Source organism: Pseudoalteromonas arctica A 37-1-2, assembly GCF_000238395.3.
In the GTDB taxonomy this organism is placed as follows: Bacteria; Pseudomonadota; Gammaproteobacteria; order Enterobacterales; family Alteromonadaceae; genus Pseudoalteromonas; species Pseudoalteromonas arctica.
In genome coordinates this window covers 2,868,500-2,894,743 of the sequence record NZ_CP011025.1, presented here as the reverse complement: position 1 = coordinate 2,894,743, position 26,244 = coordinate 2,868,500, and the positions used below count along the sequence as shown (strand labels likewise).

Annotated in this window: 23 protein-coding genes; 14 read left to right on the top strand and 9 right to left on the bottom strand. The window is 40.1% G+C overall.

Features of this window, described 5'->3' with window-relative positions; translation table 11 throughout:
• Window positions 1-103: 103 nt before the first annotated feature.
• Both PARC_RS13080 and PARC_RS13075 read left to right on the top strand, forming a co-directional pair.
• On the top strand, window positions 104-601 hold the full coding sequence (locus tag PARC_RS13080; RefSeq protein ID WP_010555173.1) for a (2Fe-2S)-binding protein: 498 nt from the start codon (window positions 104-106) through the stop codon (window positions 599-601).
• Entirely contained in the window at window positions 598-2,859 is a 2,262-nt protein-coding gene (locus tag PARC_RS13075; protein WP_021032147.1) for a xanthine dehydrogenase family protein molybdopterin-binding subunit, read from the top strand. Before PARC_RS13080 ends, PARC_RS13075 begins: the two co-directional genes overlap by 4 nt.
• Before the next feature lie 68 nt (window positions 2,860-2,927).
• On the opposite strand, the gene PARC_RS13070 is transcribed toward PARC_RS13075, so the two are convergent.
• On the bottom strand, window positions 2,928-3,125 hold the full coding sequence (locus tag PARC_RS13070) for a CsbD family protein (protein ID WP_007581220.1): 198 nt from the start codon (window positions 3,123-3,125) through the stop codon (window positions 2,928-2,930).
• A 280-nt stretch (window positions 3,126-3,405) separates the two neighbouring features.
• On the opposite strand from PARC_RS13070, the gene PARC_RS13065 reads away from it, so the two are divergent.
• The 3 genes from PARC_RS13065 (at window position 3,406) to PARC_RS13055 (ending at window position 6,889) form a co-directional block, all read left to right on the top strand.
• Window positions 3,406-3,819 (top strand): group II truncated hemoglobin, encoded by a 414-nt coding sequence (locus PARC_RS13065; protein WP_033013053.1) that lies wholly within the window; start codon window positions 3,406-3,408, stop codon window positions 3,817-3,819.
• Window positions 3,820-3,902: 83 nt separating this feature from the next.
• Window positions 3,903-6,329, top strand: coding sequence for an ATP-dependent helicase HrpB (gene hrpB, locus PARC_RS13060; RefSeq protein ID WP_010555171.1), 2,427 nt, complete (start codon window positions 3,903-3,905; stop codon window positions 6,327-6,329).
• A gap of 95 nt (window positions 6,330-6,424) precedes the next feature.
• Entirely contained in the window at window positions 6,425-6,889 is a 465-nt protein-coding gene (locus PARC_RS13055) for a nuclear transport factor 2-like protein (protein ID WP_010555170.1), read from the top strand.
• A 112-nt stretch (window positions 6,890-7,001) separates the two neighbouring features.
• On the opposite strand, the gene PARC_RS13050 is transcribed toward PARC_RS13055, so the two are convergent.
• Entirely contained in the window at window positions 7,002-7,217 is a 216-nt protein-coding gene (locus tag PARC_RS13050; RefSeq protein ID WP_010555169.1) for a hypothetical protein, read from the bottom strand.
• A 170-nt stretch (window positions 7,218-7,387) separates the two neighbouring features.
• Here PARC_RS13050 and PARC_RS13045 point away from each other — a divergent pair, with 170 nt between their 5' ends.
• From PARC_RS13045 to PARC_RS13030, 4 genes are all read left to right on the top strand, one after another.
• A complete protein-coding gene (locus PARC_RS13045) occupies window positions 7,388-9,295 on the top strand; it encodes a DUF1800 domain-containing protein (protein ID WP_010555168.1) in 1,908 nt (635 codons plus the stop codon).
• Between the two features lie 9 nt (window positions 9,296-9,304).
• Window positions 9,305-10,645, top strand: a complete 1,341-nt coding sequence (locus PARC_RS13040) for a DUF1501 domain-containing protein (RefSeq protein ID WP_010555167.1) — start codon at window positions 9,305-9,307, stop codon at window positions 10,643-10,645.
• A gap of 108 nt (window positions 10,646-10,753) precedes the next feature.
• Window positions 10,754-11,467 carry a DUF1499 domain-containing protein gene (locus PARC_RS13035; RefSeq protein ID WP_010555166.1) on the top strand — a complete coding sequence of 238 codons (714 nt, stop codon included), beginning with the start codon at window positions 10,754-10,756 and terminating at the stop codon, window positions 11,465-11,467.
• Window positions 11,468-11,610: 143 nt separating this feature from the next.
• Window positions 11,611-12,657 (top strand): NAD(P)-dependent alcohol dehydrogenase, encoded by a 1,047-nt coding sequence (locus tag PARC_RS13030; RefSeq protein WP_010555165.1) that lies wholly within the window; start codon window positions 11,611-11,613, stop codon window positions 12,655-12,657.
• A 319-nt stretch (window positions 12,658-12,976) separates the two neighbouring features.
• Here the strand turns inward: PARC_RS13030 and PARC_RS13025 are convergent, their stop codons facing one another.
• Together PARC_RS13025 and PARC_RS13020 are read right to left on the bottom strand one after the other, a co-directional pair.
• A complete protein-coding gene (locus PARC_RS13025; RefSeq protein WP_096058061.1) occupies window positions 12,977-14,302 on the bottom strand; it encodes an IS4 family transposase in 1,326 nt (441 codons plus the stop codon).
• A gap of 140 nt (window positions 14,303-14,442) precedes the next feature.
• Complete coding sequence (locus tag PARC_RS13020) at window positions 14,443-15,648, bottom strand: MFS transporter (protein WP_007581242.1); 1,206 nt, start codon at window positions 15,646-15,648, stop codon at window positions 14,443-14,445.
• A 360-nt stretch (window positions 15,649-16,008) separates the two neighbouring features.
• On the opposite strand from PARC_RS13020, the gene PARC_RS13015 reads away from it, so the two are divergent.
• The 3 genes from PARC_RS13015 to PARC_RS13005 all read left to right on the top strand — a co-directional run bounded on the left by PARC_RS13015 (window position 16,009) and on the right by PARC_RS13005 (window position 20,782).
• Window positions 16,009-17,307, top strand: a complete 1,299-nt coding sequence (locus PARC_RS13015) for a methyl-accepting chemotaxis protein (RefSeq protein WP_007581244.1) — start codon at window positions 16,009-16,011, stop codon at window positions 17,305-17,307.
• Window positions 17,308-17,461: 154 nt separating this feature from the next.
• Window positions 17,462-19,609 carry a TonB-dependent receptor gene (locus tag PARC_RS13010; RefSeq protein WP_010555343.1) on the top strand — a complete coding sequence of 716 codons (2,148 nt, stop codon included), beginning with the start codon at window positions 17,462-17,464 and terminating at the stop codon, window positions 19,607-19,609.
• Window positions 19,610-19,819: 210 nt separating this feature from the next.
• Window positions 19,820-20,782 carry a TDT family transporter gene (locus PARC_RS13005; RefSeq protein WP_010555344.1) on the top strand — a complete coding sequence of 321 codons (963 nt, stop codon included), beginning with the start codon at window positions 19,820-19,822 and terminating at the stop codon, window positions 20,780-20,782.
• A 2-nt stretch (window positions 20,783-20,784) separates the two neighbouring features.
• On the opposite strand, the gene PARC_RS13000 is transcribed toward PARC_RS13005, so the two are convergent.
• Window positions 20,785-20,976 (bottom strand): DUF2986 domain-containing protein, encoded by a 192-nt coding sequence (locus PARC_RS13000; protein ID WP_010555345.1) that lies wholly within the window; start codon window positions 20,974-20,976, stop codon window positions 20,785-20,787.
• A gap of 137 nt (window positions 20,977-21,113) precedes the next feature.
• Between PARC_RS13000 and PARC_RS12995 the strand changes: the two genes are divergently transcribed.
• Window positions 21,114-22,601, top strand: a complete 1,488-nt coding sequence (locus PARC_RS12995) for a dipeptidase (protein WP_010555346.1) — start codon at window positions 21,114-21,116, stop codon at window positions 22,599-22,601.
• A 51-nt stretch (window positions 22,602-22,652) separates the two neighbouring features.
• Here PARC_RS12995 and PARC_RS12990 read toward each other — a convergent pair whose 3' ends face one another.
• Window positions 22,653-23,429 carry an EAL domain-containing protein gene (locus tag PARC_RS12990; RefSeq protein ID WP_010555347.1) on the bottom strand — a complete coding sequence of 259 codons (777 nt, stop codon included), beginning with the start codon at window positions 23,427-23,429 and terminating at the stop codon, window positions 22,653-22,655.
• A gap of 218 nt (window positions 23,430-23,647) precedes the next feature.
• Between PARC_RS12990 and PARC_RS12985 the strand changes: the two genes are divergently transcribed.
• The gene (locus PARC_RS12985) at window positions 23,648-23,833 is read left to right on the top strand and encodes a 2TM domain-containing protein (protein WP_010555348.1); all 186 of its coding nucleotides are present in this window, start codon (window positions 23,648-23,650) and stop codon (window positions 23,831-23,833) included.
• A gap of 70 nt (window positions 23,834-23,903) precedes the next feature.
• On the opposite strand, the gene PARC_RS12980 is transcribed toward PARC_RS12985, so the two are convergent.
• From PARC_RS12980 to PARC_RS12970, 3 genes are all read right to left on the bottom strand, one after another.
• The gene (locus PARC_RS12980) at window positions 23,904-24,341 is read right to left on the bottom strand and encodes an OsmC family protein (RefSeq protein WP_010555349.1); all 438 of its coding nucleotides are present in this window, start codon (window positions 24,339-24,341) and stop codon (window positions 23,904-23,906) included.
• Between the two features lie 130 nt (window positions 24,342-24,471).
• A complete protein-coding gene (locus PARC_RS12975) occupies window positions 24,472-24,606 on the bottom strand; it encodes a DUF2256 domain-containing protein (protein ID WP_010555350.1) in 135 nt (44 codons plus the stop codon).
• 2 nt (window positions 24,607-24,608) lie between these two features.
• Window positions 24,609-26,126: a cryptochrome/deoxyribodipyrimidine photo-lyase family protein gene (locus PARC_RS12970; RefSeq protein ID WP_010555351.1), complete on the bottom strand. Its 1,518-nt coding sequence runs from the start codon at window positions 26,124-26,126 to the stop codon at window positions 24,609-24,611.
• Between the last annotated feature and the right edge of the window lie 118 nt (window positions 26,127-26,244).

Sequence of the window (26,244 nt, the reverse complement as noted above, 5' to 3'; positions counted from 1 at the left end):
AAGTGGTAGGCTAAAAGTAGTAAGTATAAAATAGTAAGTAATTAAAAATAGTTCTCGCGCAACAAGGAACCCTCCTGTAAAGCGCTTTGCCAAGGAGTTTAGTATGATCACGCTTACCATTAATGGTAATAAACATGAGTTTTCTGGCGATCCGTCAATGCCAGTATTATGGTATCTCCGAGACGAATTGAATTTAACCGGCCCTAAATTTGGCTGTGGTATGGCTCAGTGCGGTGCGTGTACTGTGCATATAGATGGGGTAGCTCAGCGCTCGTGTGTATTACCTGTAGCGGCAGTGGCGGGTCTTTCAATTACAACAATTGAAGGGTTAAGTGAGCAGGGCGACCATCCAGTACAACAAGCATGGGTTGAGCATAAAGTACCGCAGTGTGGTTTTTGCCAGTGCGGCCAAATGATGCAAGCTGCAAGCTTATTAGCAGCAAACCCAACCCCAACCGACGATGAAATAGTAAGTAATATGTCGGGAAATATTTGCCGTTGTGGTACATACCCGCGTATTCATAAAGCAATTAAATCAGCTGCTAAAACAATGGCGAGTGTTCAGTATTTTGACCCAAATGAACAAGGGGAAGAAGTATGAACCAAGATAACAAATATTTTGATTTAAACCGCCGTAAGTTTTTAAAAACTAGCGCAATAGGTGCATTGGTACTTGGTACTTATTTTGTAGGCAGTGCGCCAAGAGCGATTGCGGGTGTGTTAGAGCAACCATCTGAGCTGGCAAAACGCGCAAACTTATTTATTGCACTGCGCCCAGACGGCATGGTTGAAATAACCTGCCATCGCTCTGAAATGGGTCAGCAAATTCGCACCGCGATTGCACAAATTGTTGCCGATGAAATGGAAGCTGCGTGGGATAAGGTTATTGTTATTCAGGGCAAGGGCGATCCTAAATACGGCGATCAAAATACCGATGGCTCGCGCAGTATTCGCTACAACATGCAGCGCCTGCGTGAAATGGGCGCAAGTGTACGTTACATGATGCAGCATGCTGCCGCTAAGTATTGGAATGTTGACCCGCAAACCTGTACTGCTAATCAACACGTTGTTACACACAGCTCAGGTAAATCGCTTACTTATAAGGATTTAATCGACTTAGCGCTTACAATAACGCCACCAGAAGCTGACAAACTAACGCTTAAAACACGCAAAGAATGGCGTTATATTAATACTGGCATGGCGCACATAGATTTAGCCGATTTAGTAACAGGTAAAGCAATATTTGCAGCGGATGTACGCGAACCACAAGCGCTGGTGGCTATAATTGAACGCCCGCCGGTAGTAGGCGGTGTTGTTAAGTCATTTGATGCCAGTGCTACAAAAGCGATAAACGGCGTTATAGATGTTATTGAAATACCTGCACCAAAAGGCGCACCGCAGTTTCAGCCAAAAGGTGGCATTGCGATTATAGCTAAAAACACATGGGCTGCATGGCAAGGGCGTAAAGCATTAAAAGTGGTGTGGGATGATGGCAAAAATGGCGATTACAATTCAGAAGAATTTAAAAAGTCATTATTAAAAACAGTACAAACTCCACAGGCAAACATACGTGATAAAGGCGATGCCATGGGCGTGTTGGCTAAATCGAGCAATAAACTCGTAGCTGATTATTACGCGCCGCATCTTGCTCAAGCACCAATGGAGCCGCCTTGTGCAACTGCTATGTACAACAAAGACAGTGTTGATATATGGGCTGCTACGCAAAATCCACAAGCCGATATGAAAACAGTGGCTGCAATGCTTGGCATGGATGAGAGCAAAATTAATGTTCACGTTACCATGTTAGGAGGCGGTTTTGGGCGTAAGTCAAAACCTGACTTTTCAGCAGAAGCAGCTTACCTTTCAATGAAAGTAGGCAAACCTATTCGTGTGCAATGGACGCGTGAAGACGACATACAACATGGTTTTTACCATGCAGTTTCGGCTCAGCACATTGAAGCATCACTAGATAAAAATGGCGCTATAGAATCTTATTTACATCGCACCGCGTTTTCACCTATTACCTCTACCTTTTCAGAAGGGGCGACTACGCCGGGAAGCTTTGAACTGCGCTTAGGATTTACCGATAACCCTATTAACACACCTAACATGAAGTTAGAAAACGGTGATGCGCAAGCCAAAGCACGAATTGGTTGGATGCGTTCTGTATCAAATATTTTTCATGCCTTTGCTATTCAGTCATTTATTGGCGAAGCAGCGCACAAAGCCGGTCGCGACCAAAAAGACTATTTACTAGACACTATAGGTCCGAGTCGCATTGTTGATGTAACTGAGCAAAATGCCACATACGATAATTACGGTGGCGATAAAGCGGTTTATCCTTTAGATATTGGCAGACTGCGCCATGTTATTGAAAAAGTAGCTGACATGAGTAAATGGGGGCGAGAGCTTCCTAAAGGTCGAGGTTTAGGAATAGCAGCACACAGAAGCTTTTTAACTTACGTAGCTACGGTAGTTGAAGTAGAAGTGTCGGATGCTGGCGATTTAAAAGTAATTAAGTCGTGGGTTGCCATTGATGCGGGTACGGTTGTAAACACCGACACCGTTAAAAACCAAACCCAAGGTGGCTCTATTTACGGTATTACAACTGCAATCAGCGATGGTATTACCTTTGATAAAGGGCGCGTACAGCAAAGTAACTTTCATGATTATCGCGTACCGCGTATGAGCGACTCACCTCTTGAGATTGAAGTTGAAATTGTACAAAGTGATGCACCACCAGCAGGGGTAGGCGAGCCGTCTACACCAGTTTATGCGCCAGCATTATGTAATGCTATTTTTGCAGCGTGCGGAAAGCGTATTAGGCAGTTACCGATTGGTAACCAATTGAAAGCGTAGCTAAATAACCTACAGCTTAAACAAAAAAACCGCCAAAATGGCGGTTTTTTTAAAGCGGTTAACGCGGTTTAACGACCTTTTTCAAACTCATCAACTTCACGCTCTGCTTCTTCTTTAGATTTACCGTATTGCTGCTGGATTTTACCAACTAGCTCTGTACGGCTACCTTCAATTTTATCTAAATCGTCGTTGGTAAGATCGCCCCATTTTTGTTGAGCCTTACCTTTAAGTTCTTTCCAATTACCTTCGATACGATCGCTGTTCATAAGTTTATCCTTACTTTAGGTTAGTGAATTAACTGTCAGTTATAAAGTAGCAAGCCTTGTACCAATGAATAATAATAGTTTTATTACTTTTATTATCAGTTGGTTATGTTTTTATGTTGAGCGATTTTGTTTTTAATATTGCGCTATTTATTAAAAAATATACATAGCAGCCTGTAATTATTGCTGACATAAGTTACGCCGCTTTGATGTAACTCATTCTTAAATTTTTGTTTTAAGCTAATATGCAGGTATTAAACAAAGTAGTTAACCTGAGTGAGTTATGAATACAAAAACGTGTGAATACGGAGTGGATGACTGCTCATACAAAATGGCAGGTGAGTTAGCAGGTATTACACAATTGGTGAATGCGTTTTACGATAATATGGACGCTTTAAAAGAGGCTGAAAATATAAGGAGTATGCATTCAAAAGATTTATCAACATCACGTAAAAAGCTCGCTTACTTTTTGTCGGGCTGGTTAGGTGGTCCTAAATTATACGCTGAACATTTTGGCAGTATTAACATTCCTCAAGCGCACAAACATTTACATGTAGGAATTGAGCAAAGTGACGCATGGCTTTTGTGCATGCAAAAAGCGGTTGATGAGCAACCTTACGAAGCACCATTTAAAATTTACTTAATGCAGCAATTACGAGTGCCTGCAGATCGAATTAGAATGGTGTCGGGTAGCTAATAGCAATTATTAATAAATATCAACCGCGGTGTCGCTGCGGTTTTTTGTTACAATGCCTGCAAAGCAATTTAGGGTAAATAGCTGTGCTGCCGGTTCAAGACATATATCAACAACTCGTTACTACATTACAAAGTAATCCTATTACGTTATTACAAGCGCCGCCTGGTGCGGGTAAATCTACGTGGTTGCCGCTGCAACTAATGCGCGATGGGTATTTTAAACGTATTGTAATGCTAGAGCCTCGCCGTTTAGCTGCTCGTAATATTGCCAGCTACCTAGCAAAGTGCCAAAACGAGAGTGTTGGGCAAAGTGTGGGTTTGCGGATTAGGGGTGAGAGTAAAGTAAGTGCTAATACGCGCCTCGAAATAGTCACCGAAGGCATGCTAACGCGCATGCTGCAAAACGATCCCGAATTAAGCGATATTGATTTACTGATATTTGATGAATTTCATGAGCGTTCAATTGCAGCCGATACCTCACTTGCCTTTGCGCTCGAGACCCAAAGTGCGCTGCGTGAAGATTTAACCATTATGCTTATGTCGGCAACTCTTGATACTGAGCGTTATACAGCGTTTTTTGACTGCCCTGTAATTCAATCAAGCGGTCGCAGCTACCCAATAGACGAAATATACATACCCATAAAAGATGAAAGCCGTTGGCTTGATGCAATTCCTAGCATAATAAAACAAGCACTTAATGAGCAAACAGGTAGCGCATTGGTATTTTTACCTGGGCAATTTGAAATACTACGCGTGCAACAAGCACTTAGCGATTTACCCAGTAACTGCATAGTCGCAACGCTATTTGGCGAGCAAGATAAAGCCAATCAGCAAGCTGCTATAGCGCCTGCTCCAAACGGCATGCGCAAAGTAGTGCTTACCACCAATGTAGCCGAAACCAGTTTAACTATTGAAGGCATACGCATTGTAATTGACAGCGGCAAGCGCCGTGCAGCGACCTTTAATTTAAAAACAGGGGTTACAGAGCTCACAACACAAAGTATATCGCGCTCGTCTGCTGTGCAGCGAGCAGGGCGAGCAGGGCGAATAGAGCCGGGCATTGTTTATCGAATTGGCTCAAAGCAAACCTTTGAGAGACGTAATAGCCACGACAATCCCGAAATACTCACATCAGACATAAGCCAACTTATGCTTGAGGCAAAGCAATGGGGAGCCAGTATTGATGAGCTAACCTTGCTCGATAAGCCCACTGAGCAGCAATGCGAACAAGCAAGTAACCTGCTTAACATGCTAGAAGCTATTGATAGCAAAGGTAAGCTCACACCGCTTGGCAGTAAAATGTTAGGTTTTGGTGCTGATATTCGTTTGGCGCATATGCTATTAAAAGCACAAATCCTTGATGACCAACTCCTTGGTATTTTTAGGCTCGCTATTTATTTAGTGGCATTACTTGAGAGCCGAGTAAACAGTGCAAACGAGTTGAGTTTAGCGCTGCATAGCCAACAGCAACGTCCGCATCCGGTGTTTAAACAACAGTTAAAGTATTGGCAAAGCCGCTTAAAAGTAAAAGACGAAAACAGCGAATTAAATACGCATTATATTAGTTTGCTAGTGGCATTGGCATACCCAGATCGTATTGCTAAAAAACGCGGTAATGGTTACCTACTTGCCAATGGTGCAGGTGCTGAGTTAAATGCCGATTACTGGCACAACGACGATTACTTAGCTATAGCAACCATGGGCGGGCACAAAGGAGGGCGTATATTTGCAGCCACCGCGCTTAACCCATTTGAGTTACAAGAATTTTTACCGCATTTATTTAGTGAACTTACTCGTTGTGAGTTTGACGAAAAATCAGCACGTTTTATTCATCAAGATGAAGTAAAGCTCGGGGCTATAACGCTCAGCAGCCAGCCTAGTAAACAAAAACTAGATAAGAGCGAGCGCGCTAAAGCGTGGCTAAACTTATTTGCTAAACACGGTTTTGCATTATTTAACGAGCAACCTGATGCGCAGCAATTGCTGATACGTATGAGCTTAGCAAGTAATTTAATGCCTGATAAATTCCCAAAAACAAATGAGCAACAACTTATTCAAAATGCAGCGCAGTGGCTAGGTGTGTTTTTAGAAGATATTAAAACGCTCACGCAGCTTAAAAAGTTTAACTACTTTGAAGCATTACAAAACTGTTTTGATTGGCAACAACAAACTGCTTTAAAAGCACTGTTACCACTGCGCTTAACGGTGCCAAGTGGCTCAAATATAAAAATAGAATACCAGCTTGATGGCCCCGCAAAGCTAAGCGTGCGCATGCAAGAAGTTTACGGCTTGACCAGTACGCCTATGCTTGCCAACGGTAAATTGCCACTGCTTATGGAACTGCTATCGCCAGGTAAACGCTCATTGCAACTTACTCAAGATTTAGCCCACTTTTGGGCTAGCAGTTACCGCGATGTGCAAAAGGAAATGAAAGGCCGCTACCCTAAGCATTTTTGGCCAGACGACCCTGCCAACAGCGTTGCAACCAATAGAGTGAAAAGCAAAATGTGATGTTAGTTACTTAAAGTTATTTGTTTTATTGTTGAACATATTAATATAGTGTTCCTATAAATGAATCAATATTTTTAACTACAGGGAAGTAAGTGATGAAGCTACTTTTAACGTTAGGCTTGGCCTTAGTAACTGCTTTTTCGGCGTATGCTGAAAAGCCACTCGACTTAAATGCGTTTGCGCAGCAGTACTATAAAACAATGACTGCCACACAAGCCCCTAACGCAGGAACTAAAGAGCTTGAGGCTTATCTTGCATTGTTAACTGATGATATTGGTAATCAGCATATTCCGTATCAATCCGATGACTCACGTACTCCTGATGGTAAAAAACAAATGCGCAAAGGCATGAGCTTTTACTTAGGTGCGCACACGTTGTTTGAAAGCACACTGCTTAATACATTTGTGTTTAACGATACAGGCTTTGCTATTCGTTATAAAAACGATGTGAAAGGTATTCATCCGCAAAATCAGCAACCAATAGAATATACATCAGTAATGATGGAAGTAATCGAAATTGAAAACGGCAAAGTGGCGATGATCCGCAAGTACCACGAATAACTAATAAAGCCAATAAAGATATATTTATGAAACATTTACTGATCGCATTATCAATATTGATGTTTAGTGCGTTCGCCAAGAAAAATGGCTCCATACCTTGTTATTATTGGATTTAAACTTCTTTTCCGCCATGCTTTTCTGCTAGGTCGTCGAGCTCGGCTGAGGTGTAATCAAAACCACTTTCGTCGTATTCGTATGTCACTTTTACACTATCGCCGCCATTAAAAAGTCGTGTTTTTACATCGTTAACCGGCCAGTCTTTCAGCTCGTGTAAAAACCGGTTAGCAACTTGTGAAGATTCAAAACAATAGCGAATTTCTGTTTTCATAAATAATAAAGCTCTGGCTGTTTACCCCTGCAGCTAGTGCATTATTAATGGGGCGTTCATGATTCGGTTACAAAAAATAAAGAGTTAAATTGTAAATTTTGTGTTTCAATAAATGCATCAAACTCGGTACACACTAACGTACTTTAATTAACAAATGATGACGACTTTACATGCATTATAAATTTGCTCTGATCGCAAGCTCGGTTTTTATACTAAGCGCTTGCGGTGGTTCAGGCTCAGATGATACGCCAACCGTTAACGGAAATAAAATCCCCATTTTGTCAGTCGCTGATTTTCCTAGTGAATTAAGTAAGGGCCAAACAATTGAGCTAACAGCAACAGCCAGTGATAAAGACGGCACTATTACATCGGTTGTATGGCAACAAACGCAAGGGCCTGAACTAATTAGCGGGCCTTTAGAGGCAGTAACCACCTCAGTAACACTGCTAAATGCGCAAAGTTATAAGCCTGTTAATTACGCTTTTTCGGTCACAGCAACCGACAATGAAGGAGCAAGCAGTGTAAAAACGCTGAGCTTTATAGCGCGCAATAATATGGATGAGATTAGCGCCGCACGGTTACTACACCAAGCAACAATGGGGCCTAAGCTTAGTGAAATACAAAACGCACAAGGGCTAAGCGAGCAGCAATGGCTTGATAAACAAATAGCGCTACCTATTAATTATCACCGTAATTATTTAGTAAAGCAAAATGACGATGACGACTTTAAATACATAAGCCGCATTGACGCATGGTGGAAAGCAGTAATGCAAAGTGACGATCAACTTCGTCAACGTGTTGCGTTTGCGTTAAGTGAAATATTAGTGGTGTCGGATGAAAACAGTGCCTTAAGAGGCCAACCTGAGGGCATGATCACTTATTACGATTTATTACTAAAGCATGCCTTTGGTAATTATCGTGACTTACTCGAAGATGTCACGCTTTCGCCTATTATGGGAACTTATTTAAGCCATTTGGGTAACGAAAAAGCAGACGATACACTTAATATTCGCCCAGACGAAAATTACGCACGTGAAGTAATGCAGTTATTTACTATTGGCCTTGAAGAACTAAATCTAGATGGCAGCGCCAAGCTTGATGCACAAGGTAATACCATTGCCACTTACGGACAGGTAGAAATAGAGGGTTTTGCACGCGTATTTACTGGTTGGACGTTTGCCGATAGTGAAACATTTAAGCGTAAAAGTCGTGATTATATTAAGCCAATGGAAGCATTTGACGAGTACCATTCTAGTAAACAAAAAACCTTACTAAACGGTGAGGTTATACCACAAGGTTATGCAGCAGAAGAGTCATTGCAAATAGCGCTCGATAATTTATTTAATCATCAAAATGTTGCGCCGTTTATTAGCAAACAGCTTATTCAGCGATTAATTACCTCAAACCCAACCCCCCAATATGTTGAGCGAGTAGCTAATGTATTTATTGATAACGGCGCTGGTGTACGCGGCGATTTAGCGGCGGTAGTAAAGGCTATTTATTTAGATGATGAAGCGCGGCATTTTGGCTCAGTGCTTAATTACCAAGGTAAAATTAAAGAGCCTATTTTAAAAACTGTACAGTTTTGGCGAAATCTCGATGCTAAATCGCCAGCGGGTTATTATAAAACATGGAATTTAATAAATAGCTACGGACAAGGACCCATGCAGTCGGCTTCGGTATTTAACTTTTTTAGGCCTGATTATCAAACCGCAGCTTTGCGAAATGAAGGTATTGTTGCGCCAGAATTACAAATAGCAAACGACGCAACACTGATTGGTACCATGAACGCGCTTTATGCAAGTTTAGTATGGAGTACCGCAGAAGCGCGCAGCGATTTAAATTCAAATAGTATTTATATTTATGTTCAAGACGACATGAATGTTTTAGAGAAAAACGGTGTTAGCGCGCTATTAGCTCAGTACAACACGTTATATTTTGCAGGCGCAATGAGCAGTGACACGCGCCAAGCGTTACTTGATTTAGATGCCTATTTTAATGAAGAGCAATACCGTGAACGGGTTTCGTATTTATTATATATGATTGCTATTTCACCTGAATTTAACGTGCAGTATTAGGAGCGCATAATGAGCATTAATAGAAGAGAGTTTTTGTCGTTATGTGTAAAAGGCAGTGTATCGGCTGCCGCGTTAACGAGCCTGCAATTACAAGCATTAACTGGAGCGACTAATGCAGTTGAGCTAGGTGATTACAAAGCATTAGTGTGTGTGTATTTATACGGAGGGAATGATTCGTTAAATATGCTAGTTCCGCTTGAAGGCGAGCAACGTAGTGTTTACGAGCAAAGTAGGCAGAACCTCGCGGTAGAGAGCCCACTTGAGTTAAGTATTAAAAGCCAGTTTGCCGGTGGAGTCGGTATTCATCCTTCACTTGAACCTATACAAAATGTGTTTGAATCTCAAAATTTAGCATTTATAGGTGGGGTCGGTACTTTACTCGCTCCCACAACATTGAGTGACTATAAAAATAAAACAATAGGTTTGCCTAAGCATTTGTTCTCGCATAACGATCAGCAAGCTGCATGGATGTATGGTCGAGAAAAACAATCACTTAATAGCGGGTGGGGCGCACGACTTTTAGAACGTTTAGAGCTACAAGATGAGTTTGCAGCTAATGTATCACTCGACGGTACTAATTTATGGCAAACGGGAAGTGCTAGTAATGCATTTGCGCTTAACAAAAGTGGCATTAGTAGTATTAACGCGTTTGGAGGGTATCAACCTCGTAGCGAGCACGTAACTTCTATTATGAACCGCTTACTAGGCAATACGAGCCATCCGTTAAGTACAGCTTATGCCAATGGCTTAACAAGTGCGATAAATAACACTCAAGCAATGAACAGCGCGTTAGAAAGCGCGCCTGCACTTATTACCCCATTTAGCGATAATAGCCTTAGTGAGCAATTTGCAGCAGTAGCTAAAACAATTAGCGTACAGGCAAAATTGAGCACTCAGCGCCAAGTGTTTTTTGTTTCTATGGGGGGGTATGATACGCACGATAACCAATTAACAACGCACCCTGCTTTATTAAATACGTTAGCTCAAGGGTTAAGTGAATTTGATAGCGCGATGAAAGAGCTTGATATGGCAGATAAAGTGACTGCGTTTACTATGTCTGATTTTGGTCGCACGTTGACCTCAAATGGCGATGGCACTGACCATGGTTGGGCAGGAAACCAAATAGTAATGGGCGGCGCAGTAAAAGGAGGCAATATATATGGCGAGCTACTAACTCAACATTTGGATGGCCCACAAGATACCGGTGGCGGGCGCTTAATTCCAAGTGTTGCAAATGAGCAGTACTTTGCCACATTGGCTCAGTGGTTTGGTGTGCCAAGCTCTGAGCTTGTTGATATTTTTCCAAACTTGAGTAACTTTGATCACACAACATTGGACTTTTTTGTGTAATTAGTCGCTAATAGTAATCTAAAAGCACTTGTTAGTAGTATAAGCTACTGGTTAATAGTGCTTATCTGTTTTAATAATAAAAATCACACACAATATAGGAATCATAAAATGAAAGTTTTAGTGAGCTTAGTTAGTTTAATCGCTTTTTTACTCGTCATACTGCCAGGGCCTTTGTATAAATTTGGTATTGTAGAATTAGGTGTTGCGTTTACGGGGTTTAAATTTGGCGTTTATGCTGGTGGCGCTGCATTGGTGCTACTTATAGTACAAGCGTTATTTATGCGTAAAACGTTAACGCTAAGCAGTGGTGTTATTGCACTTGTATTTTCGGTTGTGGCCATTGCTATGCCACTTAATATGATGAACAAGGCTGAAGGCGTACCGGCAATTCATGACATTTCAACTGATTTAGTTAATCCACCAAAATTTGTAGCAATTGCACCACTGCGTGCAAATGCATCTAACCCAGTAGAATACGCGGGTGAAGAAACGGCAGTACAGCAACGCAAAGCATACCCTGAGCTGGTAACTTTAAGCTTTGCACAATCTAAAGCCGATTTAATGACAGCAAGCGAACAAGCAGTTAAAAATCTTGGCTTTGCATTGGTAAGTGCAAATACGGCTACAGGTATTGTGGAAGCTACCGATACAACAACGTGGTTTGGTTTTAAAGACGATGTGGTAATTCGTATTAAAGATGAAGGCAGCCAACGTTTTGTTGATATTCGTAGTAAGTCGCGAGTAGGGCGTAGTGATTTAGGAAAAAATGCAGAGCGCATTCATTCAATTATAAATGAATTAAACAGCTTACTTGCAAAATAATTAAATTTAGCTCCCTAGTCCTAACGATTAAGCCCAAACACTGTTTGGGCTTTTTTTGTGCCTATTTTATATTGTCAGGTTCTATTCACAGACTATGTACTATGCTGTTGATGATTTAAATTTTTAACCACTATGGAGTTATTATGAAAACAGTAGGATATGCAGCAAAAAGCCAAGGTTCTGAATTGACAGAATTTTCTTTTGAGCGCCGCGATTTACGAAATAACGATGTAGAAATTGAAATTTTATACTGTGGTGTGTGCCATTCAGATTTACACGCCGTACGAAATGATTGGGGTGGCAGTGACTACCCATTAGTACCTGGGCATGAAATTGTTGGTAAAGTTATGTCGGTAGGTAGCGACGTTAAAAAATACAAGCAAGGCGACACGGTTGCTGTTGGTTGTATGGTTGATTCGTGCCAAAGCTGCGATCAATGTGATAACGATGAAGAGCAATTTTGCCGCGAAGGTATGATTGGTACTTACGCAGGCAAAGACCGCATTAGTGGTGAAATGACCCAAGGTGGGTATTCTAAACATGTTGTTGTACGCGAAGAATTCGTACTTTCCGTACCAGAAAATTTAGACCTTTCTCGCGTAGCACCGCTACTTTGTGCAGGTATTACTACTTACTCGCCACTTCATAAATGGGGCGTAAAAAAAGGTAGCCGTGTTGGTGTTGTTGGTCTAGGCGGACTTGGCCATATGGCCGTTAAAAATGCAGTTGCAATGGGCGCAAGCGTTACGGTAATTGGCCGTAGTGAGTCTAAAAAAGATGATGCGGTTAAATTGGGTGCTCAGCACTACTTAGTGTCATCTAATGATGACGAAATGAAAGACTCGCAATCTGCCTTTGACGTCATTATAGATACGGTACCTGTAAAACATGATTTATCTATTTACACACCACTACTTGATGTAGATTGTACTTTAGTTATTGTAGGCCAAGTTGGTCCTGTAGATGAGCTAAGCACGGTGCCATTATTAATGGGTCGCCGTCGTATTGCAGGCTCACTTATTGGTGGTATTGCACAGACGCAACAAATGCTCGACTTTTGTGGTGAAAATAACGTGCTACCTGAGTGCGAAATGATCAACATTGACGAAATTAACACGGCATACGAGCGTATGGAAAAGTCAGACGTACGATACCGCTTTGTTATTGATATGGCATCGTTAAACGCTTAATTTACTAAGGCCTGTTTATCTTTCGAGGTTAAATTTGCAGCAGACTGTTTGGTATTTAGGCAAGGCAGAGCCTATGTAGTGTGGTTATTCCCCGTAAGTAGGCGATAACGCAGCATAAATGCCAAACATGCGCTGCCCTTTGGGTTCTTTCTAGGGGCAATTTACTCTTTGTTGCTCGGTTTTTACTTAGCCCACTAGGTTACAAACCTCACGCCGCGATTAAATCGCCCCTAGATTGAACAAATTTTAATCCTGAAAGGTCAACAGGCCCTAGGTAAATTAAAAATAAAAGAGCCGCTAATTAGCTAACACCATTCAGTTAAGCATGCTTTGACTTAATGGTGTACCGAGTTTTTGAAATTCGAACGGTCCTACTTTTGGGCCGTTTTCTTTTTTCTGGAAGAATATAACGTTTCACTCGTTCTCGCATTGCCCTTAATTTCTTTGGAATTGAACCTGGCGAAGCGATGGCACACCAGAGTATTTCATCCTGTATATCCCGCAAAGCCATGACAAAACTAATTCTCAGCGGGGAGACTTTAGCCTCTTTGGCTATTCGACTTATCTCTACTCGAATTAAATTGTAGGCTAGCAATATACCCCATAGCTCTTGATTGACTCCATCCATAGTCTGACTACGCAAAAGAATACTATCCTCAAGCATCTGGTGTTTTATTTCTCCATAGCTATTTTCAATTTCCCAGCGCTCGAAATAGACATCAAGAATGGCCTGCGCACCAAAAGCCTGTTTATCATCCAAAGAGCACAGCAGACCTTTTATTTTTCCAGGCCCCATTGGCTCAGGATAAAGAACCAGTCTGGCCTGCCAGCACTCAGGAAGCGAAGGGTCTTGTTTTCTGGCATGCGCAGATACACTCATTTCTACTTTGAAGTCATGCTCAGAGTAAGATTCAATGACGGTGTATTGCGTGTTGCTTTTAATCGGGACCATCCAGTGCGACTGTGGGTGTTGCTTACGCCAATTAATCAGTAGCTCAGCGCTGAGATAACATCGGTCAAAAATAGTTAGACTGTTATCACTTACATGACTAAATAACTGCTTTGCGTAGTTCACCTCACCTTGATAACTGGGCCCGAAGGCAACGTGGTGTATCAACCGGCTACGCAAGGAGCTTAAGGCGCATAGGCGTACAATAGGATATTCTGTATGACGGTTTTTACTGTGCTTAATATAGTGAAAGTGCTCAGCAAGAGCAGGTGTATCAGGTGCACGAAATTGCGTTCCATCGACAGAAAATAACCGGAGTCCATACCACGTATCATCAGCATCTTCTTCTTGTGTCCAATGGGCCGCACATAGGTGAAATAAGGCTTGGAGGGGGTCGCTACTCAGGCGCTGTCTCGCTTGAGGAATAGCACTTGGAGCAACCGTATCGCCCAGGGTATCAGTGAGTGTTAAATCTAACTTCTCAACAACGTCACTAATAGAGCGGTCGCGAAAAAGACCCATTGCAATGATAAGCCAGACGACAAGCTCAGCAGGTAACTTACGTTTGCGAATACTTGCTTTATCGGTCTGCTCGAGCACATTAGAAATCCACTCAAGAGGGATATGTTTCTGAAATGTAGATAAAGAGTCAGGAGTGGCGAATATATCCGTATCAAGTAACCAATGACTAAGCATAAAAATACCCTCATAATCAAAAGATGATAAGGGTATTGTGAAGCAACCAAAAGATCGGTCAACCGATCAAAAATACCTTAACTGATCGGTGTTAGCTAATTAGCGGCTCTTTTTGTATTTTAAATTAATCTGAACTCAAGTTAATTAGTAGCTTGCGCTGTTGGTTGCTGTTTATTTAGTTGTAAGTAACTTAGTAGCCACATACCCAAACCACCTAAAAATAATGCAGCTGCTACGTAACCTGTTTGATTAGGTGCAGCACCCTGTGCTATTGCAATTCCACCGACCCAAGGGCCTATAGCATTGGCAGTATTAAATGCGCACTGTACTAAGGCACCAATCATAGCGTGGCCTTCGGGCGCAACGTCCATTAAAAGCGTTTGAATCAGCGTAGCCAAGCCCACACTGCAACCAATAAAGAAGATCACTGCATAAAGAGCCCAAATATTATGGCTTGCCGTTACATAAGCAAAGGCAAATACAATGGTACATACAAGCGCAAGGCCAGTCGTTTTAATTGCTGATTTATCGGCTGCTTTACCCAGTACATAGTTACCGAGCGTACAACCAATACCAAACATTACCATTGCGATAGAAATAGTATACGGGGCTGTTTTTGTTACCACTAAGATGGTGTCTGCAATGTAAGTATAAATACAAAACACCCCACCAAAGCCAATAATTACAATACCCAAAATAGACCAAACCAGTTTGTTTTTAAGTACGCCAAACTCGTTTAGTAAGTTAGAAGGCTTAGCGTTATCTATATTTGGAACTACTTTATAAACAAAAATAAAAGCAATAAATGCAAGCACTGCAGCGCCGGCTAAACAATACCGCCAACTAAGGTTTTGACCCACAAGTGTTACAACAGGCACACCAACAATAGTAGCCACAGTTAAACCCATAAACACCTTAGACATAAAGCTAGCACGCTTACCTTTTGGGGCAATATCCGATGCTAATAAAATAGCCGCGCCAAAATATGCACCATGAGGTAAACCACTTAAAAATCTAAATATTACAAGCTGCTCAAGCGACGTTGCCATCGCGCTTAATCCGTTTGAGACAAACATTAAGCTTATAAATATGAGCAATGCTTTGCGCTTTCTCATATTAGCAGTGGTAAGCATTAAAATAGGGGCGCCCACTACAACACCAATGGCGTAAGCACTAATTGCATAGCCACTTTGTGATGGCGTTGAGCCAAATGTTTCGCTAATTAGTGGCAGCATAGGCATCATCGAAAACTCAGATAATCCTAAAATAAATGTGCCTAGCGCTAATACGAGTAAAATAGCGGTTCTGTTAAGTTGACTAGATGCCGACGTTACATCTGATGTCATAGATGATCCCTTAAGGTTTAATTTTAAAAATGAAACTGCACAATAGATCTTGAATAGGACATATTATGTGTATGCTTAAATTTTGGTGTGAGAGGGTAGTCTGTGAGGGCGCTATTTTAAGTTAAAAAAAGTACAGAGTCATGCATAAATTAGTGGTTTTATTAGGTTTTTAAAATGTTAATTAGAAGAAAATACTACTTAACATTTATAAAATAAAAAAACTATTTATAAAGCATATATATATAAGATATTAAATATTAGCCGAAAGGTTATTTAAAGCTTATATTTACAGTACAGCTACATATTGATATCACATTAATTTGCTAATTTTTGTACTAATTTACTCCTTAAGGTTTTTATATGTTTGGTATTTCTAAAAGAAACGCAAAAATTGAAGAAATGGAGCTTCAATTAATTCAAAAACAATCTATTTTATCGGCAATTAATAAGCACGTTGCTTATATAGAGTTTACACCTGATGGAATAATATTAGACGCAAACCAGTTGTTTTTAAAAACGATTGGGTATAGCAAAGAGAAAATAATTGGTAAGCATCATCGTATGTTTTGCGAACCTGAATATGCAAAGTCAAACGAATATAGTCAATTTTGGCAAGCATTAAAAACAGGGAATTCTAAAGCAGGCTCGTTTTTAAGGTACAAAGCTAATGGCGATAAGCTTTGGCTTGAGGCAACTTACTTTCCTGTAGAAGAGCGCGGCGTAGTCACCAAAGTTATTAAAATAGCCTCTGATATTACGACCAGTTACATACAAAGAAAAGCGCAAGAAGCTATTGCAAATGCACTTGATAAAGCCTTGGCTACAATAGAGTTTACCCCAGAGGGTAATATTTTAAAGGCGAACCAAAACTTTTTAGCAACAATAGGTTATAGCTTAAAAGACATTGTAGGCAAGCATCATAAAATGTTTTGTACTAAATTGTTTTATGAGAAAAACCCACGCTTTTGGAGTGAATTAGCGCAGGGGCAGTTTAAGTCAGGAAAATTTAAACGTATTGCCGCCGACGGTTCAGAAATTTGGTTAGAAGCAACTTATAACCCAATTTTAGATAGCAAAGGTAATGTAATTAAAATAATTAAGTTTGCATCAAATATTACCGATCGAATTAACAATAACAGTGCAGTGACAGAAGCCGCTGCAATAGCACATGAATCGGCGGTAGCTACTGCTACAACCGCTAAAAAAGGCTCTGAAATACTACAAAACTCTATAGCGAACTCCGACGCCATTGTAAGCCAAGTACTTAAATCGGTAGATTTAATAAAAAATCTTAATGAACAGTCTGCGGTCATAGGCTCCATTGTTTCGACAATTAGCAGCATTGCGGATCAAACTAATTTACTGGCACTTAATGCCGCAATAGAAGCGGCGCGTGCTGGTGATTATGGTCGAGGTTTTGCTGTAGTAGCTGATGAAGTAAGGCAGCTTGCAGCCAGCACGAGTCGCTCTACTAATGAAATAGCAAGTGTTGTTAAAAATAACCAAGAGCTCACTAATGATATATCAAAGCAAATAACGTCAGTTTCAGACTCATCAAAACAAGGAAGAGAGCTTATTGCTAATGTGTCTGAGGTCATTAAAGAGATTGAACGTGGAGCCGATATTGTTTCTCAAACGGTAGCTAAGTTAAATACTTAGTTAATTGCATGTTCCTATGTTTAAAGCTGCCTTCTTATGTGCTCAAACACACCTAACAACATTCTAAATTGATAAAGTGCGACAATATGTCGCGCTTTTGCTTTTGCAACTCACACTATAATTACGCCAATTATTACAGTGGCATAAATTAACAATGGTTTATAAAAGCAAAACTCAAAAAACATATTTACTAACTCCTGTCGCACTTTTTATTAGCGGTGTGCTATCTCCTTTTGCATTTGCCGACGATACGCCTTTAGAAGTGATTGAAGTACACGGACATGCTCAAAATAAGCATTTAGCACTTGGTTCGTCAGAATCGTTATTAAGTGATTTAGGTGTCGATTTTTCAGCAGCGGGCGGCGTATCTAACTTACCTATTTTAAATGGTTTAATGGGCGACAGAGTTAAAGTGTTAGTTGATGGTGCAGATGTAACCGCTGCATGCGCTAATCATATGAACCCGCCACTTTCGTATATCTCGGCTAATCAAATTACGTCTTACAATGTGGTTGCAGGCGTGTCGGCTGTAAGCGCGGGCGGCGATAATATTGCTGGTGTAATAAGCGTTAATTCTATTTCACCACAGTATAGCGATAGCAATGAATTAGGTTGGCACTCAGGTTATGTGTCAGCAAAGTACAGTAGCGTTGATAACGGACGTAAACTTGGCGTAGGTGCACGTTTAGCTAGTAACACGTTTAGCCTTAATTATCAGGGTTCGTTTAGTGACGCAGATAGTTATGAAGACGGTAACAGCGATGTAGTATTAGATAGATTGTATCGAGCACAAAATCATAGTTTAACCGCCGCTATGCGCGATGATAAACAGCAATTAGTTATAAAGCTAACGCATCAAAAAATCCCGTATCAGGGATTTGCAAATCAGTATATGGATATGACCGATAACACCAGTTACGGTGCAATAGCTCAATACAAGCGCTCCTTTGAAAACAGCGAGCTTGAAGGGCAAGTTAACTGGCATAGCGTAAAGCACGAAATGGGTTTTTTCAGTGAAGAAAAAACAGGCATGATGCGAATGAAAACTGATGCACAAGATATAAGTACGCAGCTTAAATGGCGTATTGCGCTTGATAAAAACAGCAGTATTTTACTCGGCCAAGAATATTACAATTACAGCATTGATGATTGGTGGCCAGGTATTGAAGGCTCAACCATGATGGGACCAAACGATTACGTAAATATAAATAATGGCAAACGAGAGCGCATAGCAGCATTTGCTGAATATGAGAGCCAAATAAATACAAAACTGTGGCTAAACGCAGGTGTACGTATTGAAAGTGTTAATACCCAAGTAGGTGAGGTTCAGCCTTACAACGACGGTATGAGCATGATGAATATGGACGATATGAGCAGTATGACCATGAGCGATATGTCTACAGATAACACTATTGCCGCACAGAATTTTAATGCTGGCGACAGAGATAAAACCGACACTATAGTTGATGCTAACTTTTTAATTAACTACCAAATAACAAATTATGATGAGCTGCAATTTGGTCTTGCCCGTAAAAACCGCGCGCCTAATTTATACGAGCGATATAGTTGGGGTGTAAGTACCATGGCAACCACCATGATTGGTTGGTATGGCGATGGTAATGGTTATATTGGTAACCCTGATTTAGACGTTGAAACAGCGCATACTTTAAGTGCTACTTATATTAAATCGGCTAAAGATGACCGTTGGCGATTAAGCACCAATGTTTGGTATACAGATGTGAATGATTATATTGATGCTGATATTGTAAGAAGCTTCAATAGTTATGACTTGGACAACACAGCGCGTAACATTTTGCAGTTTACTAATGTAGATGCCATTTTATATGGTGCAAAAATAGATTTAACAGCCAACATTTATGAATCTAAGCAATTAGGTAACTGGCAGTTACACGCTAATGTTACTAATACCAGAGGTAAGCGCGACGATACTAACCAGCCGCTTTATCAAATTAAACCATTGCAAACTCAGCTAGGTATTAGCCAGCAAATAGGTCGATTTGAAAATGCGTTATCTTGGCAGTGGGTAGATACTAAAAGCCGTGTAGATAATGATCGTTTTGAAAACCAAACAGACAGCTACAGCCTGGTTAATTTAAGCTCTAAAGCCACATGGGATTCATTAACGCTAAGTGCTGAAGTGAGTAACGTGTTTGATGAGTATTACCAGCTCCCATTAGGTGGTGTAAGTATTGCGGCACTTAAACAAGATAGCAGCAACGGGTTTGAACAACTTGTAGGGCAGGGGCGTTCATTTAATGTAAGCGTTAGTTACGCGTTCTAACTAAACTAAATTTTAAAAATAAAGTAAAAGCCATAACTGTGTTATGGCTTTTTTTACGTTTTAATATGTAAGCCGTAAACTTATTTTTATGAAATATTTGTACGCAAAAAGCGTTCTATTAAGCACGCTTGTACTAATTTTACAGCGTTATTTTAAGGCAATGCAGTAAAAAGCAGTAACTTGTTCATCACCCAATAATTAGGAAATACAGTGTTTAAGCAATTTAAAAATAAAGTGATGGGTGCGCCAACAGCTATGGCCGGTTTAGCTTTGGGTATTGCTAGTATGGGATGGGCATGGGAAAACGTTTTTAATTTAAACTCCCAAGGGCAATTTTTGGGAGCGGTACTAGCTGGCGTATTAGTTTTACTTTTGGCTGCTAAGTTTTTACTACACCCTCATTTATTAAAAGCCGATTTAGCACACCCAGTTGCAGGAAGTGTGATCCCTACATTTGCAATGGCTAATCTTGTTATTTCAAACTCAGTTGGGCAATTTAACTCATTAGCTGGCGACATTATGTGGGTTTTAGCTTTTGTGCTGCATCTTACATTTTTGATGAGTTTTTTATACCAGCGAGCAAAAAAGTTTAACTTTGAGGATATGGCGCCCAGCTGGTTTGTGCCGCCAGTGGGGATAATTATTGCAGATGTTACTTTTTCGGGAAATCCGACATTAGCGTGGTTAGCTTATAGCGCACTGGTGATTGGTATATCAACGTACAGTATTATGCTGCCAATTATGTTTTATCGTTTTTTATTAGCATTAAAAAGTGACTACGAAATACAGCCAACACTTGCCATTTTAGCTGCGCCTGCCAGTTTAACATTAGCGGGGTATTTTCATATTGTTGCTAATCCATCACTCTTTATAGTATGGGCATTATTTATATTAGCGATAATAAAAACACTGATTGTTTATGTGTTATTTATAAAGTTATTACGCAGACCTTTTACGCCGAGCTACGCTGCTTTTACATTTCCAATGGTTATTGGGGCAACTGCATTATTTAAAATGAAAGACTGGATGCAAAGTATAAACCTCGCAATGCCATATGTAGATACAGTTAATTACTTAGCTACGTTTGAACTTATAGTTGCCACGGCAGTAGTTGGTTATGTAAGTGCTCGGTACTTTTGCCACTTTAAATTATCAAAGCAACGGGTAGCGTAAAGTTACTCTTGGATTGCCTGTGGCTCATTACTTTCTTGTTCAGCTAGTTTTTCGCGCTCAGCTTTTGACACATAACCAGGTTTGTTGCTTTTATGTAGTTTAGCGTTAGTGCGTTTATCTTTCTTTTGAAATTTAGTGACGATTTTTTTACGACGGTTCACAATTAAATACCCTGTTAATTTTAAGTCGCGCATTATACAGTCATCCTCATAAAAGCTGCTATATAAATATTCAGCTTAAGTTACCTGCGTGTTTAGCGTAAAGAGCTATAAGTAAGCGCTTCATAGCGTTATAATTACCGCTCTTAGTTATTAATTAAATGGGAATTGTTTTGAAAAAGTTAGCTTTAGCCAGTATTGCTTTATTTGCGTTTGGTGCTCATGCGCAGTTAAATAAAAATATTGATAGCGTTGCCGATTACGCAGTAAATAACTACCAAAATGCTCAAATACACACACTAACTAACTTAGTGGCTTTTCCGACCGTTAATAAAAGCGACATTACAGCTCCTCAAAATCCCGATTTTATTGGCTTTAAAGCACTTTTAAAAATGAAAGCCGCAGAGCTTGGTTTTGACTATCAAGATTTAGGGTACACCGTATTAATTGGTATGGGCGAGCAAAGCGAAAAAGTAACGGTAGTAACGCACGGCGACGTGCAACCTGCTAATGCTAGCAAATGGAAACAAAGTCCTTTTATTATTGATACATCTGAACCGGGAAAATTAGTTGGTCGTGGTACGGAAGACGATAAAGGTGCAATAGCAACAGCGCTTTACGCCATGAAAGCAATTAAAGATAAAGGCATAACCCTTAATAACCGTATTGAGCTTATGATTTACCTTGCAGAGGAGTCTGATTGGGGTCCGCTTACTCAATTTATGAAAACGTATGAACAACCAAAATATGCAGTAACGATTGATGCATCATACCCTGTAGTGGTTGCCGAGAAAGGCTGGAGCTTAATTGCACCTACTTTTAATGCAACATCACCACAGACGGGTTTATATGTAAAGGATGTAACTGGCGGTGCGTTTAGAAGCCAAATTCCAGAAGATGCAAGTTTAGTACTTCACAATGCAGACGCTGCACTTATTTTTACATTAAAAGCCAAAGCCAAAACATTAAATAAAGTTGAGTTTAACTTTAGTGAAAAAAGTAATGGTTTAGCAATAAGCGTTAAAGGTATGTCGGCGCATTCATCTGAGCCAGAGTCGGGTATAAATGCGATTGCCTATTTAGCTGAGTTATTTAAAGGTGTGGAGCTTGAAAATAACAGTGACGGCGAGCTAATCGACTTTGTAAATCAGTTAATTGGTTTAGATATTCACGGTAAACAGTTTGGCGAAATAGCCTATAAGCACGACTTTATGGGCCCGATGACAGTGGCACCAACCGTTATTGAGCGCGATGGTAATGCGCTAACACTTGCTGTAAATGCACGTCGCCCTATGGGTAAAGACGAAGCTGTATTACAAAAGCAAATTGATGATGCGCTCGCTAATTGGCAAGCCACTAACAATGTAACGCTTGCCAACATAGAAACAATCATTGGCACACCTATGCTGCTTGATAGCGCGCCGCATGCGCAAAAGCTGCTTGATATTTTTAAGCATTTTACGGGCGACGAAAAAGCTGACTTTGTATCAATAGGTGGTGGCACTAACGCAAAGCTGTTTGATAATGCGGTATCGTTTGGTCCTTCAATGCCAGGTAAGCGCTACACAGGTCACTCAGAGCATGAATTTATGACCATTGAGCAACTTGAGCTTAATTTGCGTATGTACACAGCGATGATGATAGAGCTAGGTAATATGTAGTTTAAGCCTTACTTAAATTCAATAAGGTTTTAATAAATAATAGGTGTTGAGTTAATCAGCACCTATGTCCTCAAAATTTACCTCAGGCAAGTTTTCAAAGCTTGGTTTGGCAAATAAATACCCTTGCATAAGTTCAACACCTGCGTTTTTAAGCCATGTATATTCTTGTACTGTTTCAATCCCTTCAGCCAATGGAGTGATGTTTAAATCGCGAAACATATTTAAGCAATGAGTTACTATTAGTTGGCGTTTTTTGTCGTTGCTTATATCACGTATGAGCGCCATATCAAGCTTGATAATATCTGTTTGAAAGTCAGCCAGTAGATTTAAACCAGAATAACCTGCACCAAAGTCATCAGTGGCGGTTTTAAATCCGAGAGACTGATAGTAATCAACAATGCGTTTAATGTGTGCGGTGTCTTCTATTTTTTCTACTTCAGTAAATTCAAACATAATATTTTGAATTGGGAAGTTATATTTTTTTGCAGCTTCTAGCGTGGTGCGTATACATCGCTCTGGTTTATAAATAGCATTAGGTAAAAAGTTAATGCTTAGCATTGATGTTATGCCCAGCTTTGAGGCTAGTTGAATGGCTTTAATACGACAAAGCTGATCAAATGCATAGCGGTTGTCTTCATTCACTTTTGAAATGATTGAATAAGCAGACTCGCCATTTAAACCCCTAACCAATGCCTCATAGCCATAAATAAGATTAGTTTTACAGTTTATAATCGGTTGAAAAGCCATAGAAAAATCAAATTCGAGATCGTTAGCGTCAGCACAGTTACTACACGTAACTTTTTCACAATCTTTTGATTTTTCGCTCATTTAGCTCATCCTTTTATGTTTATTTGTTTAGGTTAGTTGAGATTAGATTCTAACACAAATAGATTAAAGTATTGTTTTTTATGTTTTTATACATAATAAATAACTATGTAATTAAATGAAAAGTGATGACTAATGTCAGATCACTTAGTGACATTTAGCAGGTGTGTACGTTGCTTATTAAAACAATAATAGCGACATACATTACTTGGAGAATATAAATGAGCAATACAGTGACATTAGGCAAAAAAATTAAAGGATATTTACTTATTTTAACTTTGCTAAGCGTTATAAATTTACTAACTTCGCCTAGTTATATATGGGTAGTATGGCCAGCAATTGGGATGGGAATAGGGCTTGTAGTAAGTACTTTGAGTAGGAATAAACCTAAAAATACTTCTTTATAATAAGCAAGCCAAGTAATTACTTACTTGGCTTTTTTAGTAAGGAACTGTCTAAACAGTTAAGTCTAAATATTTAAAATGCTGATTGAAGTGTCGCATCTAGTGATATTTCGGTATTTAAGAGCTTGGAAATAGGGCAGCTCTTTTTGGTTTGCTCACATAAGGCTTGAAACTGCTCGTTTTGAATATCATCAATACGCGCTTTTACCTCAAGAGCAATATGCGTTACTGAAAAACCGTCATCTACTTCATTAAGGCTTACAGTGGCTTTAGTATCAATTTTATCTGCGGTAAAGCCTGCATCACCTAATGCAAGCGAAAGCGCCATACTAAAACATGCACTGTGCGCTGCACCTACTAATTCTTCAGGATTTGAGCCTGCCTTATCTTCAAAGCGGGTATTAAAACCATAAGGTTGTTTGTTAAGCGCGCCACTTTGAGTTGATATGCTACCTTTGCCTGTTTTAATATCGCCAGACCATGTTGAACTAGCCGTTTTTTTAATAGTCATCATCTTCTCCTTGCTTGAGTGTAAGCTTTTCAGGTTAGCTAAGCGTTATTTACAAAATAAACTTATATAAAGCCTTAAAAGCACTAATTACTGATGATGTTGCAAAATAGACGCCAGTTAATTATTACTCTTATCTATTACGCCTGCAGCGCTCTGAACAGAAAATAACGTTATCCCAGTCGCGCTGCCATTTTTTACGCCACGTAAAAGGTTTATTACAAATAGGGCATATTTTTTGAGGTAAGTTTAGTTTTTTGTGCGCCATGCTTACTTAGCCTTGCTGTTACTTTTAGTGTTATTTTTTACTTGGGTTGTTTTTGGCGTAATTGCTACGTGCCTTCTAAGAATTCTCCCTATGGCGCGTTTAACATCGGCTCGCTCACGGTATTGCCATAAGCGCTCGCGTGCTTCTTTTGAGGCCGCTGTTAAATCAAGCATGGGTTCAGGGTAATCCTCCCCTAACTTAAAGTCGTTAAAGAGCGCTTCCATCGGAGTTTGCTCCCAAGGCTGATGTAAATATTCAATAGGGAGTTTTTCAAGCTCGGGGCACCACTTTTTAATAAACGAACCTGTTGGGTCTTGATCTTCTGATTGTTTAATTGGGTTGTAGTGCCTAATGGTATTAATACCTGTGACCGAGGCTTGCATTTGAATTTGCGGATAATGAATCCCTGGCTCAAAATCTAAAAAGTAATTAGCGAGCGGAAAGCTTGCTTGCTGCCAACTTATATTTAAATGATGCGTGACAAAGCTTACAAGCATGGCGCGCATTCTAAAGTTTATATAGCCGGTGGCTTTTAAGCAGCGCATGCAAGCGTCAATAATGGGAATACCTGTTTGACCTTGCGCCCAGCGTTCAATATCGTTTTTAACATGTTCATCATCACGATACGGAAATACATGATAACCCGGATTAAGGGCTAAAAACTCCATAGAACATTCGCTCTCAAACTTTTGCATAAAGTGGCAGTGCCAATGCAAGCGCGATACAAACGCAGCAAGCGGGCGCTTCCAGCCTCTTTTGTCAGGGTGTTTTGAATGATATTCATCAATGGCCATTTGATACACTTGCCTAAGGCTAATGTTCCCCCATGCTAGGTACGGCGAAAGTCGGGAGCAATGTGTTTGGCTTAAACTTGGGCTCGATATTCCTTTTTGATAACCTTTACCGCGCTCGGCAAAAAAGCTCTGCATTACAGTTCGCGCATGCAGCGGGCCGCCTTGTTGAAAGCTGTCGTGATCTTGCATGTAAGCGCTTGGTAGCTCAGGTGTTTGGTAGTTATTGAGGGTAATTGTTTTTATACTCTTCCAATTAGGAACAGCAATAGGTGCTTGCATTGTTTGCTGCCAGCGTTCGTTCCAATTATTACGATTTTTTTTGCCGCGAATAACCGCGCCTGTTTGCGACTCTTGCCAGTTAATATGGTTATGCTGGCACCATGCTTTTATTGCTTTATCGCGCTCAAAGGTGTTGTTTAAGCCTATTTCTTGATGGCTAAAAATATTTACTATTTCAAACTGTGCCTTTAATGACTCAAGTAAGTCGCTCATATTTAAATTAAAGATATAAACACAGGCATTAAAGCGCGCTAGTTGCTTGTTTAACTCAACGACAGATTGATATACAAAGCGCCAGTGCCGCTCATTGTAGTGTGCATCTTCGAGCAGCAATGGCTCAAAGTTATAAAGTAATAGGGTAGGTAAGCCATTACTGAATGCATTTTTTAATGGTTGATGATCGCTAAGACGCAAATCACGTTTAAACCACACGATGTTTATTTTCATATAATTTGTTTATTGCTTTAAATAGAGATAAAAATTAGCTTGTTATTTAACTGAGTCAGCCAAACCTATACGTAACTAACTTGAATTAAGATTTAGTTTTAATGTATTAAAAGGAAAA

Bases quoted from the DNA above. Each gene is read 5' to 3' on its own strand.
- PARC_RS12990 (WP_010555347.1), bottom strand. From the start codon at position 23,429: ATGAGCGAAAAATCAAAAGATTGTGAAAAAGTTACGTGTAGTAACTGT.
- PARC_RS12985 (WP_010555348.1), top strand. From the start codon at position 23,648: ATGAGCAATACAGTGACATTAGGCAAAAAAATTAAAGGATATTTACTT.
- PARC_RS13050 (WP_010555169.1), bottom strand. From the start codon at position 7,217: ATGAAAACAGAAATTCGCTATTGTTTTGAATCTTCACAAGTTGCTAAC.
- PARC_RS13000 (WP_010555345.1), bottom strand. From the start codon at position 20,976: ATGCGCGACTTAAAATTAACAGGGTATTTAATTGTGAACCGTCGTAAA.
- PARC_RS13070 (WP_007581220.1), bottom strand. From the start codon at position 3,125: ATGAACAGCGATCGTATCGAAGGTAATTGGAAAGAACTTAAAGGTAAG.
- PARC_RS13055 (WP_010555170.1), top strand. From the start codon at position 6,425: ATGAAGCTACTTTTAACGTTAGGCTTGGCCTTAGTAACTGCTTTTTCG.
- PARC_RS12975 (WP_010555350.1), bottom strand. From the start codon at position 24,606: ATGGCGCACAAAAAACTAAACTTACCTCAAAAAATATGCCCTATTTGT.
- PARC_RS13040 (WP_010555167.1), top strand. From the start codon at position 9,305: ATGAGCATTAATAGAAGAGAGTTTTTGTCGTTATGTGTAAAAGGCAGT.
- PARC_RS13065 (WP_033013053.1), top strand. From the start codon at position 3,406: ATGAATACAAAAACGTGTGAATACGGAGTGGATGACTGCTCATACAAA.
- PARC_RS13015 (WP_007581244.1), top strand. From the start codon at position 16,009: ATGTTTGGTATTTCTAAAAGAAACGCAAAAATTGAAGAAATGGAGCTT.
- PARC_RS13020 (WP_007581242.1), bottom strand. From the start codon at position 15,648: ATGACATCAGATGTAACGTCGGCATCTAGTCAACTTAACAGAACCGCT.
- PARC_RS13010 (WP_010555343.1), top strand. From the start codon at position 17,462: ATGGTTTATAAAAGCAAAACTCAAAAAACATATTTACTAACTCCTGTC.
- PARC_RS13080 (WP_010555173.1), top strand. From the start codon at position 104: ATGATCACGCTTACCATTAATGGTAATAAACATGAGTTTTCTGGCGAT.
- PARC_RS13025 (WP_096058061.1), bottom strand. From the start codon at position 14,302: ATGCTTAGTCATTGGTTACTTGATACGGATATATTCGCCACTCCTGAC.
- PARC_RS12980 (WP_010555349.1), bottom strand. From the start codon at position 24,341: ATGACTATTAAAAAAACGGCTAGTTCAACATGGTCTGGCGATATTAAA.
- PARC_RS13035 (WP_010555166.1), top strand. From the start codon at position 10,754: ATGAAAGTTTTAGTGAGCTTAGTTAGTTTAATCGCTTTTTTACTCGTC.
- PARC_RS13030 (WP_010555165.1), top strand. From the start codon at position 11,611: ATGAAAACAGTAGGATATGCAGCAAAAAGCCAAGGTTCTGAATTGACA.
- PARC_RS13075 (WP_021032147.1), top strand. From the start codon at position 598: ATGAACCAAGATAACAAATATTTTGATTTAAACCGCCGTAAGTTTTTA.
- PARC_RS13045 (WP_010555168.1), top strand. From the start codon at position 7,388: ATGCATTATAAATTTGCTCTGATCGCAAGCTCGGTTTTTATACTAAGC.
- PARC_RS12970 (WP_010555351.1), bottom strand. From the start codon at position 26,126: ATGAAAATAAACATCGTGTGGTTTAAACGTGATTTGCGTCTTAGCGAT.